The organism is Pseudomonas putida (assembly GCF_002741075.1).
GTDB classification, from domain to species: Bacteria; Pseudomonadota; Gammaproteobacteria; order Pseudomonadales; family Pseudomonadaceae; genus Aquipseudomonas; species Aquipseudomonas putida_T.
In genome coordinates this window covers 2,178,048-2,195,568 of record NZ_CP016634.1, presented here as the reverse complement: position 1 = coordinate 2,195,568, position 17,521 = coordinate 2,178,048, and the positions used below count along the sequence as shown (strand labels likewise).

Annotated in this window: 14 protein-coding genes and 1 pseudogene; 9 read left to right on the top strand and 6 right to left on the bottom strand. The window is 64.2% G+C overall.

All coding sequences use genetic code 11. The features are described 5' to 3' along the window. Positions 1–34 precede the first annotated feature (34 nt). Positions 35–520 carry a flavin reductase family protein gene (locus IEC33019_RS10090; protein ID WP_070094061.1) on the bottom strand — a complete coding sequence of 162 codons (486 nt, stop codon included), beginning with the start codon at positions 518–520 and terminating at the stop codon, positions 35–37. 319 nt (positions 521–839) lie between these two features. Between IEC33019_RS10090 and IEC33019_RS10085 the strand changes: the two genes are divergently transcribed. Next, the gene (locus IEC33019_RS10085; protein ID WP_070094060.1) at positions 840–2,246 is read left to right on the top strand and encodes a purine-cytosine permease family protein; all 1,407 of its coding nucleotides are present in this window, start codon (positions 840–842) and stop codon (positions 2,244–2,246) included. A 124-nt stretch (positions 2,247–2,370) separates the two neighbouring features. On the opposite strand, the gene IEC33019_RS10080 is transcribed toward IEC33019_RS10085, so the two are convergent. Both IEC33019_RS10080 and IEC33019_RS27780 read right to left on the bottom strand, forming a co-directional pair. Continuing rightward, positions 2,371–3,954: a methyl-accepting chemotaxis protein gene (locus IEC33019_RS10080; protein ID WP_375731009.1), complete on the bottom strand. Its 1,584-nt coding sequence runs from the start codon at positions 3,952–3,954 to the stop codon at positions 2,371–2,373. Between the two features lie 244 nt (positions 3,955–4,198). Further along, positions 4,199–4,300 (bottom strand): annotated as a pseudogene (locus IEC33019_RS27780) (hypothetical protein); the annotation flags it as partial. Positions 4,301–4,324: 24 nt separating this feature from the next. On the opposite strand from IEC33019_RS27780, the gene IEC33019_RS10075 reads away from it, so the two are divergent. Further along, positions 4,325–4,867, top strand: a complete 543-nt coding sequence (locus tag IEC33019_RS10075) for an RrF2 family transcriptional regulator (protein WP_070094058.1) — start codon at positions 4,325–4,327, stop codon at positions 4,865–4,867. 63 nt (positions 4,868–4,930) lie between these two features. Further along, a complete protein-coding gene (gene tam / locus IEC33019_RS10070; RefSeq protein ID WP_070094057.1) occupies positions 4,931–5,707 on the top strand; it encodes a trans-aconitate 2-methyltransferase in 777 nt (258 codons plus the stop codon). Here the strand turns inward: tam and IEC33019_RS10065 are convergent. Together IEC33019_RS10065 and IEC33019_RS10060 are read right to left on the bottom strand one after the other, a co-directional pair. After that, positions 5,697–6,068: a DUF2784 domain-containing protein gene (locus IEC33019_RS10065; RefSeq protein WP_070094056.1), complete on the bottom strand. Its 372-nt coding sequence runs from the start codon at positions 6,066–6,068 to the stop codon at positions 5,697–5,699. The genes tam and IEC33019_RS10065 overlap by 11 nt on opposite strands. Positions 6,069–6,150: 82 nt before the next feature. Beyond that, positions 6,151–7,020, bottom strand: a complete 870-nt coding sequence (locus IEC33019_RS10060; protein ID WP_070094055.1) for a LysR substrate-binding domain-containing protein — start codon at positions 7,018–7,020, stop codon at positions 6,151–6,153. 266 nt (positions 7,021–7,286) lie between these two features. On the opposite strand from IEC33019_RS10060, the gene IEC33019_RS10055 reads away from it, so the two are divergent. The 5 genes from IEC33019_RS10055 to IEC33019_RS10035 all read left to right on the top strand — a co-directional run bounded on the left by IEC33019_RS10055 (position 7,287) and on the right by IEC33019_RS10035 (position 13,415). Beyond that, positions 7,287–8,603, top strand: a complete 1,317-nt coding sequence (locus tag IEC33019_RS10055; protein ID WP_070094054.1) for an MFS transporter — start codon at positions 7,287–7,289, stop codon at positions 8,601–8,603. A 13-nt stretch (positions 8,604–8,616) separates the two neighbouring features. Continuing rightward, positions 8,617–10,008 carry an FAD-dependent oxidoreductase gene (locus IEC33019_RS10050; protein WP_099593389.1) on the top strand — a complete coding sequence of 464 codons (1,392 nt, stop codon included), beginning with the start codon at positions 8,617–8,619 and terminating at the stop codon, positions 10,006–10,008. A gap of 125 nt (positions 10,009–10,133) precedes the next feature. Then, positions 10,134–10,844, top strand: coding sequence for a YebC/PmpR family DNA-binding transcriptional regulator (locus IEC33019_RS10045; protein ID WP_070094052.1), 711 nt, complete (start codon positions 10,134–10,136; stop codon positions 10,842–10,844). A gap of 85 nt (positions 10,845–10,929) precedes the next feature. Further along, positions 10,930–11,874: a LysR family transcriptional regulator gene (locus IEC33019_RS10040; RefSeq protein ID WP_070094051.1), complete on the top strand. Its 945-nt coding sequence runs from the start codon at positions 10,930–10,932 to the stop codon at positions 11,872–11,874. A gap of 128 nt (positions 11,875–12,002) precedes the next feature. Continuing rightward, the gene (locus IEC33019_RS10035) at positions 12,003–13,415 is read left to right on the top strand and encodes a DOPA decarboxylase (protein WP_070094050.1); all 1,413 of its coding nucleotides are present in this window, start codon (positions 12,003–12,005) and stop codon (positions 13,413–13,415) included. 285 nt (positions 13,416–13,700) lie between these two features. On the opposite strand, the gene IEC33019_RS10025 is transcribed toward IEC33019_RS10035, so the two are convergent. Beyond that, positions 13,701–15,074 carry an MFS transporter gene (locus IEC33019_RS10025; protein ID WP_070091277.1) on the bottom strand — a complete coding sequence of 458 codons (1,374 nt, stop codon included), beginning with the start codon at positions 15,072–15,074 and terminating at the stop codon, positions 13,701–13,703. 414 nt (positions 15,075–15,488) lie between these two features. On the opposite strand from IEC33019_RS10025, the gene quiC reads away from it, so the two are divergent. Further along, the gene (quiC, locus tag IEC33019_RS10020) at positions 15,489–17,396 is read left to right on the top strand and encodes a 3-dehydroshikimate dehydratase QuiC (RefSeq protein ID WP_070091276.1); all 1,908 of its coding nucleotides are present in this window, start codon (positions 15,489–15,491) and stop codon (positions 17,394–17,396) included. Positions 17,397–17,521: the final 125 nt, after the last annotated feature.

Here is a 17,521-nt window from a genome sequence, read left to right as displayed (position 1 = left end):
GCACGCCTGGGCATCCGTCATATAAAGGGTGACCTCAGGCGAAGGCTGGCAGGCTGGCCATCTTGCCGCGGCAGTAGACCATCGGCCGTGGCGCCTCTTCTGGGACGATGAGGTTGTGCACCTTGCCGACCATGATCGCGTGGTCGCCGCCTTCGTATTCACGCCACAGTTCGCACTCGATGATCGCCGTGGCATTGGCCAGCAGCGGGTTGCCCAGCTCGCTCAGGCGCCACTCGATACCGGCGGCCTTGTCCTTGCCTTTCTTGGCGAAGGCATAGGCTTCGGCCTGTTGCTCGCCGGACAGCAGATGAATGGCAAAGCGCTTCTGCTTGATCAGGACAGGGTAGGAGTCGGAACTGTAGTTGGGGCAGAACAGCACCAGCGGCGGGTCCATGGACAAGGACGAAAAAGCGCTGGCGGTAAGGCCGACGATCGAGCCGTCGTCGTCCAGGGTGGTGATGACCGTGACGCCGGACGGGAAGGAGCCCAGGACGTTCTTGTAGACGGTTGCGTCGATCATGGCGTGTTCCTCGGGGTAGGGCAGCGGTGGTCCGCGTTTTTATCGTTGATGTATCTGATGGTATACCGTAATACCAGGAATGCAAGTGGAATTTTCACGTGCCTCGCGCAGGCGATGAACGGTAGAACCCCCGTAATCATTGGTGTTGGTCGAGAAAGACATGCGCCTGGATGGGGCGCAAAGCGGATCAGATGCGCTGAAAAAGCGCAGCACAGTGTTGTCAAAAGTTTGGAATACCATAATATGGTGCGCAGCTGAGAGGCCGCCCCTCTAGCGGTTTCCTACAAAGATAAAAAACGACCCTTTCGAGCTGAAAACCATGTCCCAATCGTCATCGCAGCACCAGTTTGTCGAAAATCACACGGTCGATTACGTTCCGCCTGCCGAGCGCCATGGGAAGGCGCGTGACCTGTTTACCCTCTGGTTCAGCACCAACATCGCACCGTTGCCCATCGTCACCGGCGCCATGGTGATCCAGGTGTTTCACCTGAACTTGCTGTGGGGCTTGGTCGCCATCGTGCTGGGTCATCTGCTGGGCGGTGTCGTCATCGCCCTGGCCTCTGCGCAGGGACCGCAGCTGGGCATTCCGCAGATGGTCCAGAGCCGTGGTCAGTTCGGCCGTTACGGCGCGCTGCTGATCGTGTTCTTCACGGCGCTGATCTACGTCGGGTTCTTCATTTCCAACATCGTCCTGGCGGGCAAGTCGATCCACGGCATCGCCCCGAGCGTGCCGATGCCCACGGCGATCGTCATCGGTGCTCTGAGCGCCACGGCCATCGGCGTGATCGGCTATCGCTTCATCCATACCCTCAATCGCATCGGCACCTGGGTCATGGGCTCGGCGCTGTTGGCGGGCTTTGTCATGATGTTCAGCCAGGCGCTGCCGGTGGACTTCTTCAGCCGTGGCGCATTCAACCTCTCAGGTTTCGTGGCCACGGTCTCGCTGGGGGTGATCTGGCAGATCAGCTTCTCGCCGTACACCTCCGACTACTCGCGCTACCTGCCACGTGAAGTGGGCATCGCCCGGCCGTTCTGGGCGACCTACTTCGGCGCCACCCTGGGCACCATTTTGTGCTTCAGCTTCGGTGCGGTGGCGGTGCTGTGCGTGCCGGAAGGGACCGACGCCATGGCCGCGGTCGAGCAAGCCACCGGCTGGCTGGGCCCGGTGCTGATGGTGCTGTTCCTGTGCAACATCATCAGCCACAACGCCCTTAACCTGTATGGCGCGGTGCTGTCGATCGTCACCGCCATCCAGACCTTCGCCGCCCAATGGACGCCCAGCGTCAAGGTGCGCGTGGTGCTGGCTTCGGTGATCCTGGTGGCGTGCGGGATGGTTGCGCTCAACGCCTCGGCGGACTTCATCGGCCAGTTCATCGGTCTGATCCTGGCGCTGCTGCTGGTGCTGGTGCCGTGGGCGTCGATCAACCTGATCGACTTCTACCTGATCAAGCAGGGGCAATACGACATCGCCTCGATCTTCAGCGCCGATGGCGGCATCTATGGGCGCTTCAACCACCATGCGATCGTCGCCTACGCCTGCGGCATCCTGGTGCAGTTGCCGTTCGCCAATACGTCGCTGTATGTCGGGCCGTACTCGAACCTGGTGGAAGGGGCGGACCTGTCGTGGCTGTTCGGCCTGCTGGTGACCTGCCCGCTGTACTACTGCCTGGCGACCCGGGGCAAGTCCCCGGCCAAGGTGGGCCGGGCGGTGAGTGTCAATGACTGACAGCGCGGCACAGGCCCGCTTTAACGGGCCTGTGCGTGGCGTCTACTTCGCGGGTAAACCCGCTCCTACAGGTTCTGTGTTGCTCTGAAACCTATCGCTGTGCCTGTGGGGGCGGCTCCTAGGCTCAGATCTTGAACTGCGCCACCATCGCGTTCAGGTCTATTGCCAGCCGGGACAGATCCTGCGCCGCCGCGCTGGTCTGGTTGGCGCCCGCCGAGGTCTGCATGGCCAGGTCGCGGATGTTGACCAGGTTGCGATCTACCTCACGGGCCACCTGGGCCTGCTGCTCCGAGGCACTGGCGATCACCAGGTTGCGCTGGTTGATCGAGGTGATGGCCTCGGCGATCACTTCCAGGGCCTGGCCTGCCGACTGAGCCACCTCCAGCGTGCCGTTGGCGCGACCTTGGCTGGTGTGCATCGCTGTCACCGCGCGTTCGGTGCCTGACTGAATCCCTGTGATCATCTGCTCGATTTCCGCCGTCGACTGCTGGGTACGGTGGGCCAGGGCTCGCACTTCATCGGCGACCACGGCAAACCCACGCCCGGCCTCGCCGGCCCGGGCCGCTTCGATGGCGGCGTTCAGTGCCAGCAGGTTGGTTTGCCCGGCGATCGCACCGATCACATCCAGCACGCGGCTGATCTCGTTGGCATTGTTGGCCAACTGCTCGATTTCCCCTGAGGTATCGGTGACGTCGTTGACCAGGTGCTGGATCGACGCCAAGGCCTGGTTGACCTGGTCGCGGCCATCGCGGGTGGTCTGATCGGCGCCTTTGGACGCGTCGGCGGTGCTCACGGCGTTGTTGGCGACCTCTTCGACGGCGGCGGTCATCTGATTGACCGCGGTGGCGGCCTGGTCGATCTCCGCGCTCTGTTGATGCAGGCCACGGCTGGTGTCCTCGGTGACGGTGTGCAGCTCTTCGGAGGCCGAGGCCAGCTGGTCGGAGGAGGCGGCGATCTTGCGGATGGTGTCGCGCAGGCTCTGTTGCATGCGGCTCAGCGCGCGCAGCAGCAGGGCGGGCTCGTCACGACCGATCACCTGGATGTCCTGGGTCAAATCACCGGTGGCCACGCGCTCGGCTACGGCCACGGCATCGGCCAGGGGCAGGACGATACTGCGGGTGAGCAGGGTGGCGATGGCGATCAGCGCCACAAGAATCATCCCCAGTGCAGCGACGATCAGCGAGAAGGCTTCGTCGAACACTGCGCTGCTGCGTTGGGACGCTTGCTCGGCACCTTTGGCGTTGTATTCGATGAGCGCCGCCAGGGCTTTCATCACGCTGTCGGCGTATTCGGCCAGGGGGCCGTTGATCAACCGGCGGGCCTCGTCGAGCTGCTCGGCGGCCACTGCGTCGCGAATGGATTTCTGCAGGCTGTGGTAGCGCTCGCTCATCTGCAGGAAGGTGTTGAACAGTGCGCGGTCGTCATCGGCGACGATGGTGCGCTCATAGGCGTCGAGGTTGTCTTGCAGCCTCTGGTTGACCTCGTTGATTTTCTCCAGGGTAGCCTTGCGGGCCGAGGGCTGCTCTTCCAGGGCGCTGCGCAGGGTCAGGGCGCGTGCCCGGCCCAGGGCGCTGCTGACATCGCCCAGGGAAATGATCGCCGGCATCCAGGTGACGCGGATCTCATCGGTGGCACGGTCCATTTCCCGTGTCTCATACAGAGAGACCAGCCCCATGACCAGCACCAGAACGCCCAACAGGACGAACATGCTGGCTGCCCGTATGCCGATTTTCAGGTTGCGTAGTTGCATTGAAATGCTCCATCACTTTGGCAGCGACCAGGGCGCAAGACGGCGGGGAAAGATCAGGCGCTGGGTACACTGCGGATTAGGTTAAGTCCTTACTATTCATATTGTTTTTGCTGAATGATGACATAGTGCCAGTATTGTTGGACAGCTGATCAATTAAAGCCCCAAAAAAAGAGGCCGCGATGCGGCCTCTTGTGGAAGAAGGTCAAACGATGGGAATCAGCGGATCGGCCGCCGCCAGGGCCACGGCCCGATCAGCCGCCGGCGGGTAGATCCACACCGAGTTGATCTGGCGCTTGAGGTCCTTCGACAATATTGGTCGGAGATTGACATGTCCCTTTACAGTGCCGGCGTCGAGTACGGCATCCATTGCCTGCTGTTTCTGGTGGATGAGCGCGGCGACAGCCGCGAGTCCAGCGTCCGCGACCTGGCCGAATTGCAAGGCGTGCCCCAGGAGTACCTGGCCAAGGTGTTCACCAAGCTCGCCCGTGCCGGGCTTGTGGCCGCAACAGAAGGCGTGCGCGGCGGCTTTCGCCTGGCACGGCCATCCGATGAGATCACTGTGCTGGACATCGTTCGCGCCATCGATGGGCAGAAGAAAATTTTCGATTGCCGCGAGATCCGCGAGCGCTGCACCCTCTTCGAGGGCTCGCCTCCTAGCTGGGCCACCGAGGGCACCTGCGCTATCCATGCGGTGATGCTGGGTGCGCAAAAGCGCATGGAGGAGGCTTTGGGTCAGCAGACCATCCTGGACCTGGCTCGGCGTTTCGGGCGCAAGGCGCCAGCGCAGTTCGGCCAGCAGGTCAATGGCTGGATGAACGAACGACGCGAAGGCAAGGGCTGTGCCGGTGACATTCCGCTGACCGAGGTCTAGGCCTACGATAAAGGCCCGGATGGCTTATGCTTCTGGCATTGAGCCTGCCGCAGGAGCCCCGTCATGGCCTGGTCCGCTACCCAATATTCGTTGTTCGAAGACGAGCGCTCCCGCGCCGTGCGCGACCTGCTGGCCGCGGTGCCACCGCGTCCAGTACGTCATGCCACCGACCTTGGCTGTGGCCCGGGCAATTCCACCGAAGTGCTGCGCGGTCAGCATCCTGATGCCATGGTGGTGGCGCTGGACAGCGATCCGGACATGATCGACAAGGCGCGCCAGCGCCGTCGCCTGTGCGTGCCGCAGGTGCGTTGTGAAATTGGCGACATCGCCAGTTGGTCCGCCGCAGAGCCCCAGGACCTGATCCTGGCCAACGCCTCGCTGCAATGGTTGCCCGACCATGGCACCCTCTACCCGCACCTGATCCGCCAGCTCACCGAGGGCGGGAGCCTCGCCGTGCAGACCCCTGACAACCTCGACGAACCCGCCCATCGACAGTTACGCGAGATCGCCAACCAAGGCCCTTGGGCCGAGCAGTTCGCCGACTTCTCCTTGCCGCCCAGGCACAACGCGGCGTTCTACTACGACTTGCTCAGTCCACTGTGCAGCCGCGTGGATGTGTGGCGCACCACCTATCATCACCCGCTCGCAGGCGGGGCGCAGGCAGTGGTGGAGTGGTTCAAGGGTTCGGCCTTGCGTCCCTACCTGGCGTGCCTGGACGCACAACAGCAAGAGGACTTCCAGCAGCTGTACCTGCAAGCGATGCAGCGTGACTATCCGCCATCGAGTGATGGCAAGGTGTTGCTGGCGTTTCCGCGGTTGTTCGTGGTCGCTACCCGTTAGGGCGGCGCCAGCGCCAGATCACGTAGCTGTACACGCCGAGGTTGAGCAGCAGCACGAACAACCCCAGCAGCGTCTGGATCTGCGGCGTCAACCCGGCGGGGTAGATCAGCGGCCAGATGTAGTGCTCGACGAATCCGCCCTGGTAGCCGGCTTGACCCGCCGCAGCGCGCATGCGGTTTTCCCAGCCGGTCAACGGGCAGGCGATGTGCAGGCCTTCCACCGCCAGGCCCCAGGCCAGGGCCGGCAAGTGGATAAACAGGGCAGGGCGCCACTTGAGGACCAGCAGGCCGCCGAACAGCACCAGCAGGATGAACCCCAGGTGCAGGAGGACCAAGGCGTCGGCGCCAAGGCGGTAAAGCATGCGGTGTATCCATGCGCAACAAGGGTGTCTTGAGCATACCCGGTGGGGGCGGGTTTAGCTGTGAAAAGGTCAGCGCGATTGCTCAGCGCTCGTCCTGCACCATCTGCAGGAAGGTCGCCACGACCCGTCGAGTCCGCTGCTCGCTCAAGCACACCAAGGTCTCGGTCAGATGGCGTTGGCAATCAAGTATCGGCAAGGCGCACACCCGCGCATCGGCGCCGAACTCGGCCGCCGAGACCACGCCCACGCCTATCCCCACCACCACCGCTTCGCGGGCCGCCTCACGGCCCTCCACCTGGATCGCCGAACGCATGCGCAGGCCGGCGCGCTGCATTTCTTCCTCAAGGGTCTGGCGAGTCACCGAGCCGGGTTCACGCAGCACCAACGGGGTGTCGTCCAGGTCGGCGAGGTGGATCGCGCCACGGCTTGCCCACGGGTGGTTGTGGGAGACGAACGCAACCATCGGGTCGCGGCGCATGGGCACGCAGAACAAGCGTTCGTCATCCACATCGCGGCCAAGCAGCGCCAGGTCGGCCTGGTAGCTGAACAGCCGGGCCAGGGACTCGTCGGTGTTGCCGGTCTCGATCTTCACCTGGATGCCTGGGTAGCGCTGGCAGAACTTGGCGATCTGCGGCAGCACGTGCACCGGGGCATCCACGGCCAGCACCAGGCTACCGGTGTGCAGGGCGCGGGAATCCTGCAGCAGTTCCACCGCCTCGGTCTCGCAGGCGAACAAACGCTGGGTGATACCCAGCAGGCGTTCGCCCAGGTCGGTCAGTTGCACCGAGCGCTTGTTGCGGTGGAACAGCAGCACGCCATAGCGCTCTTCGAGCTTTCGCACCTGGTCGGAGACCGCTGGCTGGGTCAGGAACAGTTTTTCGGCGGCGCGGGTGAAGCTGCCGTGCTGGGCGACGGCGTGAAAGGCCTTCAGTTGAGCATGGGAGACTGACATGACGCACTCCGTTACAAGCTGAGCTTATGTGTGAAATACGATAAATCGATTTTATTTATCAGTCACCAACTGGTTCCATGTCCGACAGTCCGACGGTGCTCCTGCTGCAAGCAGTCACCGGGGGCCATGGTATCCAGCCGGTCGTGTCCGACCTGCGGTGCCATCTGACCAGTGACGGTCCCCTCGTCATGCAGTGCGCAACACAACAACAAAACAGGCGTTTTTTCACATTCTGCCGGCACACTTGAGCAAGAGGTCAGAGTCAAATGAATCAATCCCTAGCGGCCATGAAGCGCTGGCGCGTCCAGATCTTCGCAATCACCTGGCTGGCCTACGCCGCCTTCTACTTCACTCGCAAAGCCTTCTCGGTCGCCAAGCTTGGCATCGGTGAGGACCCCACCTTCATGCTCGACAAGGCCGCCATGGCCAACCTCGACGGTATCTACCTGGCCGCCTATGCCGTGGGCCAGTTCACCTGGGGCATGCTCGCCGACCGCTTCGGGCCGCGCGTGGTGGTGCTCGGCGGCTTGCTGATTTCCGCGGCTGCCGCCGTGGTGATGGGCAGCTACGCGACGTTCCCGATCTTTGCCACCTGCATGCTGATCCAGGGCCTGGCGCAGTCCACCGGCTGGGCGGGGCTGTGCAAGAACATCGGCAGTTTCTTCCCCGCCGTGCAGCGTGGGCGGGTGCTGGGCTTGTGGAGTTCCTGCTATGCCTTCGGTGGCCTGGTGGCCTCGCCGTTCGCTGGCTGGTGGGCCTATACGCTGATCGGCAGCTGGCACGCGGCATTCTTCTCCAGTGCCGCGGTGGTGGCGGGCGTGGCCGTGCTGTTCTTCATCTTCCAACGCAACAAGCCTGAGGATGTCGGCCTGCCGGCGGTTGAACCCGAGCCGCAAAGCATGGCGCCGGGCTCGAGCCTGGGCAGCGTGTGGGAGCCGCTGAAGGAGATCCTGCGTAACCGCACCGTGCTGACCCTGGGCCTGGCCTACTTCATGCTCAAGCCTGCGCGCTACGCCATCTTGCTGTGGGGGCCGGTGATCGTCTTCGAACAGATGCCCTCGGTGGGCAAGGTCGGCGCGGCCATCATCCCGACCGCCTTCGAACTGGCCGGCCTGCTCGGGCCGATCATCATCGGCCTGGCCTCGGACAAGCTGTTCGGCGCACGCCGCATGCCGGCCTGTGTGATCAGCCTGGTGCTGCTGACGGTCGCCCTCGCGGCATTCATGGGCGCCATGCACACCGGCAGCGTGGTGCTGGTGGTCGCCTTGCTGTTCGTCATGGGCCTGACTTTGTATGGACCGGACTCGATGATCAGCGGCGCGGCTGCCATCGACTTCGGGACCGCCAAATCCGGCGCCACCGCCGCAGGCTTCGTCAATGGCTGCGGCTCGGTGGGCGCGGTACTGGGCGGCTTGCTGCCGGGGTACTTCGACAGCGTCACGGTGTTCATCATCTTTGCGGGCACTGCGCTGTTCTCGGCCCTGGTGCTGCTGCCGCACTGGAACAGCCGCCCGGCCACCGTTGCCCAGGCCAACGACGTGGCACCCAACACTGCAATGGCAATCAAGCCGGCGCGTACCTAAAGGAAAGCGACCCATGAGACCCTTCTGGCTGCAACAGGCCCTGGACACGGAAAACGAGGCGGTGTGCCCGCCGCTGATGGGCGATGCACGTTGCGACGTGTGCATCGTCGGCGGTGGCTACACCGGATTGTGGACGGCGCTGATGCTCAAGGAGCAGGCGCCCGAACTGGATGTGATGCTGATCGAGGCGGACATCTGCGGTGCCGGGGCCAGCGGCCGGAACGGGGGATGCGCGTTGTCGTGGTCGGCCAAGTACTTCACCCTCGAACGCTTGTTCGGGGCAGAGGAGGCGGTGCGCCTGGTGCGCGAGTCGGAGCGCAGCATCAGCGCCATCGGCGAGTTCTGCGCGGCCAACGGCATCCAGTGCGACTACCGCCTGGATGGCACCTTGTACACCGCGACCAACCACGCCCAGGTCGGCGGCACCGATGCGGTGATCGCGGCCCTGGAGCAAAAAGGGATCAATTCGTTCCAGCGCCTGCAGCTGGAACAAGTACAACGCCTGGCAGGCTCGGACCGTCACCTGGAGGGCTGGTATTCACCGGCCGCCGCCACGGTGCAGCCGGGCCGGCTGGTGCGCGGCCTGCGCCGAGTCGCACTGCAACGTGGCGTGCGTATCCACGAAGGCACCGCCATGACCGGGCTGGAGCACGGCACGCCGGCCCAGGTGCGTACGGCGCGTGGCACCATTCTCGCGGATCGCGTAGTGCTGGGCCTCAATGCCTGGATGGCGCGGGCCTTCCCGCAGTTCGAGCGCAGCGTCGCGATCGTCTCCAGCGACATGGTCATCACCGAGCCGTGCCCCGAGCTGCTGCGCGAGATCGGCCTGGTCAGTGGCGTCAGCGTCCTCGACTCGCGGATCTTCGTGCACTACTACCACAACACCAGTGATGGCCGGCTGATGCTGGGCAAGGGTGGGAACACCTTCGCCTATGGCGGGCGCATGCTGCCGGTGTTCGACCAGCCTTCGCCTTACCAGCCTCTGCTGCGTGAAAGCCTGGCCGATTTCTTCCCGGCGCTGGCCGACGTACCCTTGGCGGCCAGTTGGAACGGGCCGTCGGATCGCTCGGTGACCGGCTTGCCGTTCTTCGGCCGGTTGGACGGGCAGGGCAATGTGTTCTACGGCTTTGGCTACTCGGGCAGTGGTGTCGGGCCGTGCCACATGGGCGGGCAGATTCTGTCCTCGCTGGCCTTGGGCCAGGACAACCCCTGGACACGCTCGCCGCTGGTCAAGGGGCCGCTGGGCTACTTCCCGCCGGAGCCGATTCGCTACCTGGGCTCGCTGATGGTGCGCAATGCCATTCGCCGCAAGGAGCGCGCCGAGGATCGCGGTGTGCGGCCACGGCGGCTGGACGTGCGCCTGGCGAAGTTCGCCGCGGCGGCGGGCAAGGCTGACAAAGCCTGATAGCCGGGGGCTGCGCAGCGGCCCCTGTGCGATTTCTTGTCGATCAAGCAGGCGAGGGCGTATAAACTGCTCCCACTTTTGGCCGGTCGCTTCCTGAACCGGCCGCTGAAACAAAGAGAGTCGACATGGGCGCACAGTGGAAAGCCAAGCATAAAGAAGCCGCAGCCAACGCCAAAGGCAAGATCATGGGCAAGCTGGCCAAGGAAATTCAGATCGCCGCCAAATCCGGCGCCGATCCGGACATGAACCCGCGCCTGCGCCTGGCCGTGGAGCAGGCCAAGAAGGCTTCGATGACCCGTGAGACCCTGGAGCGTGCCATTCGCAAGGGCGCGGGCCTGGACGGCGATTCGGTGCAGTACCACGCCGTGACCTATGAAGGCTTCGCCCCGCATCAGGTCCCGCTGATCGTCGAGTGCCTGACCGACAACATCAATCGCACGGTCGCTGAGATCCGCGTTGCCTTCCGCAAGGGCCAGCTCGGCTCCAGTGGTTCGGTGGCCTGGGATTTCAACCACGTCGGCCTGATCGAAGCCACCCCGAATGGCGATGCCGACCCTGAGCTGGCCGCCATCGAATCCGGCGCCCAGGATTTCGAGGAGGGCGAGGAAGAGGGCTCGACCCTGTTCATCACCGACACCACCGACCTGGACGCGGTCCAGAAATCTCTGCCGGAGCACGGCTTCACCGTCACCTCGGCGAAAATCGGCTATACGCCTAAGAACCCCATCAGCGCTGCCAGCCTCAGCGCCGAGGCCTTGGCCGAGGTCGAGGCCTTCCTCGAGGCGATCGACAACCACGATGACGTGCAGAACGTCTACGTCGGCCTGACTGACTGATCAGCGGGGCCCCCATCGCAGGACACGTCGGCAGCCCGGCGTGCCCTGCGAGAGAGGGCACGGCCCTCGTCGGAGTCACCCATCGATGCACCCCACCTTCGCCTCCTTGAGCCTCGCTCACCTGCGTACCCTCGACTGCCTCCTGCAGTTGAAGAACCTCAGTCACGCCGCCGAACGTCTCGGCACCAGCCAGTCGGCCTTGAGCCGGCAACTGGCGCATCTGCGTGAAGCCTTCGATGATCCGTTGCTGGTCCGCCAAGGGCGCGGCTATGTACTCAGCGAGCACGCCGAGTCGCTGGTCGAGCCGCTGCGGCAGGTGCTGGGGGAGCTGGCAGCTTTGCGCCAACCTGCTGCCTTCGACCCGGCGCGCTGTGAGCGGCGCTTCTGCCTCGCCGCCTCGGACTACGTGGCCGAACACATGCTGCCGCTGCTGGTCAGCGCCTTGGAACATGAAGCCCCGGGTGTGTCCTTGGAGTACCGCACCTGGCAGGCAGGCCAATACGCCTTGCTGGCCAGTGGAGAGATCGACCTGGCCACCACCTTGTTCGATGAGTCCCCGCCCAACCTGCACGGCCGGCTACTGGGAGAAGATCGCGCGGTGTGTTTGATGCGCGACGATCATCCGCTGGCCGCCCACGCCAAGGTGAGCCAGGATGACTACCTGGCCTTCAAGCATGTGCGCATTTCCGGTGGCGGTGACAAGGACAGCTTCATCGATCGCCACTTGCGTGCCCAGGGGCTGCAACGGCGGATCAGCCTGGAAGTGCCGTTCTTCTGCGCTACGGTGCAGGTGATCGGCAACGGTCAGGCGCTGGCCACCGTGCCCGAGCACATCGCCCGCCAGCTGTGCCGCTTGCACCGCCTGGCATGGCGGCCCCTGGGCTTCATCGACCATACCCAGCGCTACTGGGTGGTCTGGCACCAGCGTCTGCAGGCTTCGGCCGAACATCGCTGGTTGCGTAATCGGGTCTTCGAGCTTTGGCGTCAGTCGCAGTTCGGTGTGCAGGGCGGGCATGCGCCTTCGCCATAGCAACTATGCGCGAAGCGGGGTTCTTCGCAGCGCCTCGCGCACCTAGACTCTGCCTCCTATAGCGCCAGCCTTTCGCGGATACTCCGCGAAAGGACCAACGCCCGTCCGCTGCCCCAAGGAGATTGCGCGTGAACCCGGAAGACTTTCGCCAGTACGGCCACCAACTGATCGATCTGATCGCCGACTACCGCCAAAGCGTCGCCGAGCGACCGGTCATGGCCCAGGTCGAGCCTGGCTACCTCAAGGCCGCCTTGCCCGCCGAGGCGCCGCAGCAAGGTGAGCCGTTCGAAGCGATCCTCGCCGACGTCGACAAGCTGCTGATGCCGGGCCTGTCCCACTGGCAACACCCCAATTTCTACGGCTACTTCCCCTCCAACGGCACCCTGTCGTCGGTGCTGGGGGATTTTCTCAGCACTGGGCTTGGCGTGCTGGGCCTGTCGTGGCAATCGAGCCCGGCACTGAGCGAGCTGGAAGAGACCACCCTGGATTGGCTGCGCCAGTTGCTCGGCCTGTCGGCGCAATGGAGCGGGGTGATCCAGGACACCGCCTCGACCAGCACCCTGGTGGCATTGATCTGCGCCCGTGAGCGCGCCACCGACTATGCCTTGGTGCGCGGCGGCTTGCAGTCCCAGGACAAGCCGTTGGTGGTCTATGTCAGCGCCCATGCCCACAGCTCGGTGGACAAGGCTGCGCTGCTGGCCGGCTTTGGCCGTGAGAACATTCGCCTGATCCCCACCGACGAACGCTTCGCCATGCGCCCCGAGGCGTTGCAGGCGGCCATCGAGCAGGACCTGGCGGCCGGTAACCAGCCTTGCGCGGTGGTCGCCACCACCGGCACCACGGCCACCACCGCCCTCGATCCGTTGGCCGCGATCGGCGCGATCACCCAGGCGCACCAGCTGTGGCTGCACGTCGACTCGGCCATGGCCGGTTCGGCAATGATCCTGCCCGAGTGCCGCTGGATGTGGGACGGCATCGAGCTGGCCGACTCGGTGGTGGTCAATGCCCATAAGTGGCTGGGCGTGGCGTTCGACTGCTCGATCTACTACGTGCGTGATCCGCAACACCTGATCCGGGTGATGAGTACCAACCCCAGCTACCTGCAATCGGCGGTCGATGGCGAGGTGAAGAACCTGCGCGACTGGGGTATCCCTCTGGGCCGACGTTTCCGCGCGCTGAAGCTGTGGTTCATGCTGCGCAGCGAAGGCGTCCAAGCCCTGCAACAGCGCTTGCGCCGCGACCTGGACAACGCCCGCTGGTTGGCCGAGCAGATCGAGGCTGCGCCGCAGTGGCAGGTGTTGGCGCCAGTTCAACTGCAGACACTGTGCATTCGCCACTGCCCGGAAGGGTTGCAGGGCGAGGCGCTGGACGCCCATACCCGGGCTTGGGCGGATCGGCTCAATGGTTCCGGGGATGCCTACGTAACCCCGGCGACCCTGGACGGACGCTGGATGGTGCGGGTGTCGGTCGGTGCGCTGCCAACCGAGCGAGCGCATGTGGAACAGTTGTGGGCGAAGCTTCAGGCCGTCGTGACCGGCTGACAGTGGCTCGCAATGGGTGCTGCGGGGCACTGTCCTCGTAGCCCTGTGGCAGGTAAACCCGCTTCCACAGGTTTAGCGATGCTCTTTGGCGCTGCGTTTGCTCTGCGGGGGCAGGTTCAGCGATGCCTTTCGGATCGACGCGAGCGCTGTGCGAGCGGGTTTACCCGCGAACACCGGCGCAGCCGGTGCCATTCACCGAGGCGTTTGCTTCACGGGTAAACCCGCTCCCACAGGTTTAGCGGTGCTCTTTGGTGCTGCGCTGGCTCTGCGGGAGCGCAGCCGGTTTCAGCGGCTCACCGCCTGAAAGCTGCCCTTGCGGCTGGCCTCGTAGGCGCCTTTGTCCATGGGCCTGGCTTGCGGGTTGCCCAGGTCTTCCATGGCCAGACGGTGGGTTTCCGGCGCGATGTAGGCGGCGAGGGCGCACAGGCAGGTGATGAAGAACGCCAGGCTGCCGACCACCAGCGGGATGTTGTCCGAGCCGGGCGGGGCGACGGTGGCGAACAGCGCAGGCAGCATGGCGGTGAGCATGGTGCCGACGTTCTGCGCGATGGCCATGGCCGAGACGCGGTAGCGGGTGTGGAACAGCTCCGGGTAGAAACTTGGGAACACCGCGTTGTAGCCCTGGTAGACCATGCCCCACATAAGGATCGACACGAAAAAGGCCAGCGGTACGTTCTGGATGCTGATCGCATACAGGTAGGCGAAGGCCAGCAGGCCCGAGCCCAGGCAGCCGGCGATCATGGTCGGGCGACGGCCGATCTTGTCCGAAAGGTTGCCGACGAACGGGATCACCAGCACCGCGACGATATTGCCTACCACCGGGATCCACAGGTACACGCTCTTGTCGAAGCCGATGCCATAGGCCGGTTGCACCGCATAGGCCGCGCCGAAGATGGTCGCCACCACCGGGATCACGTTCATCAAGGCCATGAAAGCCACCAGCACCATGCACTTCCAGCTGTGGCGGAAGGCTTCGCTGATCGGCGACTTGGCGACTTTGTCCTGCTTCTCTTCCTGCACGAAGGCCGGGGTCTCATGGACTTCCTTGCGGATGAAATAACCGGCCACCAGCACCAGCGCGCTCATCAGGAACGGAATACGCCAGCCCCATTCATTGAAGGCCTCGCTGGGCATGAAGTAGGCCAATGGCAGGAACACCGCCGCCGCCATCACCTGGCCGGCCTGCACGCCTTGCAGGGTGTAGCTGGCGTAGTAGCCGCGCCGCCCGAATGGGGCGTGCTCCATGATCATCGAGCTGGCGCCGGAGATCTCGCCGGCCACCGCAAAGCCCTGGACCAGACGCAGTACCACCAGCAGGGCCGGAGCCAGCAGGCCAATGTCGTGGTAGGTCGGCAGCAGGCCGACGGCCATGGTCGACAGCCCCATCAGGAACATGCACAGCAACAGGACGTTCTTGCGCCCGCGGGTGTCGCCCCAGTGGCCGAGTACGAAGGCGCCCAGCGGGCGGGCCAGGTAGCCGACGCCGTAGGTCGCCAGCGAGGCGATGATGGCCATTTTTGGGTCGGTGGAAGGGAAGAAGATCTGCGGGAAGATCAGCGCCGCAGCCTGGGCATAGATAAAGAAGTCGTAGTACTCGAGTGCCGAGCCGATCCACCCGCTGGCGGTCGCTTTCTTGGCTTGGGAGTTGGAATGGGCCATCGTTTTCTCCGTTGTTCTTGTAGGTCAGCGGGAGGCTGTTCAGGAGTGATCAGTCGGTGACTGATGCCGATGGGACGAACGAGCAGGTGCGGTTCGCAAGGCGAGGGAAGTGTGCATAGGTCGGTACCCGGTTATTGAATTTATTATGCCGTGACGCTGGTCCTGTCAGCACGGCGCCCGCTGAACGTGGGGCAGGGGGCCGTCGCTGGGATTCATGGTTGTCCAGGGGCAGACCTGAATCAATTCGCCAATATCGCTTTTGTTCGGTAATCGAACAAAAACTAACTGTTCCGTACAAAACGCATTGCGAGGCTGACTTTACCTGCGAATAATCGATCGTGCCAGGTTCCCATAGGCCTGGGACCGTCAGCCCGCGCAACCTTCAGGGGGCGCGCCAATAACAAGGAACTCCTCATGCAGCGTTCGATTGCCACCGTGTCCTTGAGCGGTACATTGCCCGAAAAGCTCGAAGCCATTGCCGCTGCCGGCTTCGACGGCGTCGAGATCTTCGAGAACGATCTTCTGTATTACGCCGGTAGCCCTCGTGAAGTTCGTCAGCTGTGCAGCGACTTGGGGTTGGCGATCACGTTGTTCCAGCCGTTTCGCGACTTCGAGGGCTGCCGGCGCGAGCGTCTGCAGAAGAACCTCGACCGCGCCGAGCGCAAGTTCGACTTGATGCAGGAGCTGGGCACCGACCTGGTGCTGGTGTGCAGCAATGTCCAGGCCGATGCCCTGGGCGATGAGCAACTGCTGGTGGATGATCTGCGCCTGCTCGCCGAACGCGCCGGCCGGCGCGGCCTGCGCATTGGCTATGAGGCGCTGGCTTGGGGGCGTCACGTCAACACCTACCAGCAAGTGTGGAACCTGGTGCGACAGGCCGACCACCCAGCCCTCGGGGTGATCCTCGACAGCTTCCACACCTTGTCGCTTAAAGGCGACCCCAGCGCCATCCATGACATCCCGGGCGAGAAGATTTTCTTCGTGCAGATGGCCGATGCGCCGATCCTGGCCATGGACGTGCTGGAGTGGAGCCGGCACTTCCGTTGCTTCCCCGGTCAAGGTGAGATGGACCTGGCGGGTTTCCTCGCGCCGGTCCTCGCCACCGGCTACCGGGGGCCATTGTCGCTGGAGGTGTTCAACGATGGTTTTCGCGCCGCGCCGCCCCGGCAGAACGCCGCCGATGGCCTGCGCTCGCTGCTCTATCTAGAGGAACAGACCCGCCTGCGGCTCGGCGAACAAGCCCGCGCAGTGGAGCCGGGCGTGCTGTTCGATCCACCGGCCGCCAGTGGCTATCAGGGTGTGGAGTTTCTCGAGTTTGCGGTGGATGAGGCCCTCGGCGCGCGCCTGGGCCTATGGCTCAAGCGCCTGGGCTTTGCTGAAAGCGGGCAGCATCGCAGCAAGGATGTACGCCTGCTGCGCCAGGGCGACATCAACATCGTGCTCAATGCCGAGCCGTATTCCTTCGCGCACAATTTCTTCGAGGCCCACGGCCCGTCGTTGTGCGCCACGGCGCTGCGGGTCACCGACAGCCAGGCCGCGCTGGGACGTGCCACCGCCTATCGCGGTCAGCCATTCCGTGGCCTGGTGGGGCCCAATGAGCGGGAGATCCCCGCAGTGCGTGCGCCCGACGGCAGCTTGATCTACCTGGTCGAGCAAGCCGGCCAAGGCCAGACGATCTATGACAGCGATTTTCGCCTCGATCCTGAGGTCATCTCCAGCGGTGGCCTGCAGCGCATCGACCACATGGCCCTGGCCCTACCGGCCGAATCGCTGGACAGCTGGGTGCTGTTCTACAAGAGCCTGTTCGATTTTGCCGCCGACGACGAGGTGGTGTTGCCCGACCCCTATGGCCTGGTCAAGAGCCGCGCCCTGCGCAGCGCCTGCGCGAGTCTTCGGCTGCCGCTGAACATTTCGGAAAACCGCAACACCGCCATCGCCCACGCGCTTTCCAGCTACCGTGGCTCGGGCGTGCATCACATTGCCTTCGCCTGCGAGGACATCTTCGCCGAAGTGGCGCGGGCCAAAGAGGCCGGCGTGCCGCTGCTGGAAATCCCGCTGAACTACTACGACGACCTGGCGGCGCGCTTTGACTTCGATGAGGAGTTCCTCAGCGAGCTGGCGTACTACAACGTGCTGTATGACCGCGATGCCCAGGGCGGGGAGCTGTTCCACGTGTACACCGAACCGTTCGAAGGGCGCTTTTTCTTCGAGATTCTCCAGCGCAAGAGGGATTATGCCGGGTATGGCGCGGCCAACGTGGCGGTGCGCCTGGCGGCGCTGGCCAAGGCGCGCAGTGGGGCGGGGCGCAAGCCTGTGCTGTGACTCACCGACGACACGCCCCTTGTAGGAGCGGCGCAAGGCCGCTCCCCAAAGGGCTCGGTGCTTGGCTGAACCTGACCACTCGACCAACAGCGCGCTTCCCTGCACCGCCTCGCTCGCGGATAATC

Bases quoted from the DNA above. Each gene is read 5' to 3' on its own strand.
- IEC33019_RS10090 (WP_070094061.1), bottom strand. From the start codon at position 520: ATGATCGACGCAACCGTCTACAAGAACGTCCTGGGCTCCTTCCCGTCC.
- IEC33019_RS10085 (WP_070094060.1), top strand. From the start codon at position 840: ATGTCCCAATCGTCATCGCAGCACCAGTTTGTCGAAAATCACACGGTC.
- IEC33019_RS10080 (WP_375731009.1), bottom strand. From the start codon at position 3,954: ATGTTCGTCCTGTTGGGCGTTCTGGTGCTGGTCATGGGGCTGGTCTCT.
- IEC33019_RS10075 (WP_070094058.1), top strand. From the start codon at position 4,325: ATGTCCCTTTACAGTGCCGGCGTCGAGTACGGCATCCATTGCCTGCTG.
- tam (WP_070094057.1), top strand. From the start codon at position 4,931: ATGGCCTGGTCCGCTACCCAATATTCGTTGTTCGAAGACGAGCGCTCC.
- IEC33019_RS10065 (WP_070094056.1), bottom strand. From the start codon at position 6,068: ATGCTTTACCGCCTTGGCGCCGACGCCTTGGTCCTCCTGCACCTGGGG.
- IEC33019_RS10060 (WP_070094055.1), bottom strand. From the start codon at position 7,020: ATGTCAGTCTCCCATGCTCAACTGAAGGCCTTTCACGCCGTCGCCCAG.
- IEC33019_RS10055 (WP_070094054.1), top strand. From the start codon at position 7,287: ATGAATCAATCCCTAGCGGCCATGAAGCGCTGGCGCGTCCAGATCTTC.
- IEC33019_RS10050 (WP_099593389.1), top strand. From the start codon at position 8,617: ATGAGACCCTTCTGGCTGCAACAGGCCCTGGACACGGAAAACGAGGCG.
- IEC33019_RS10045 (WP_070094052.1), top strand. From the start codon at position 10,134: ATGGGCGCACAGTGGAAAGCCAAGCATAAAGAAGCCGCAGCCAACGCC.
- IEC33019_RS10040 (WP_070094051.1), top strand. From the start codon at position 10,930: ATGCACCCCACCTTCGCCTCCTTGAGCCTCGCTCACCTGCGTACCCTC.
- IEC33019_RS10025 (WP_070091277.1), bottom strand. From the start codon at position 15,074: ATGGCCCATTCCAACTCCCAAGCCAAGAAAGCGACCGCCAGCGGGTGG.
- quiC (WP_070091276.1), top strand. From the start codon at position 15,489: ATGCAGCGTTCGATTGCCACCGTGTCCTTGAGCGGTACATTGCCCGAA.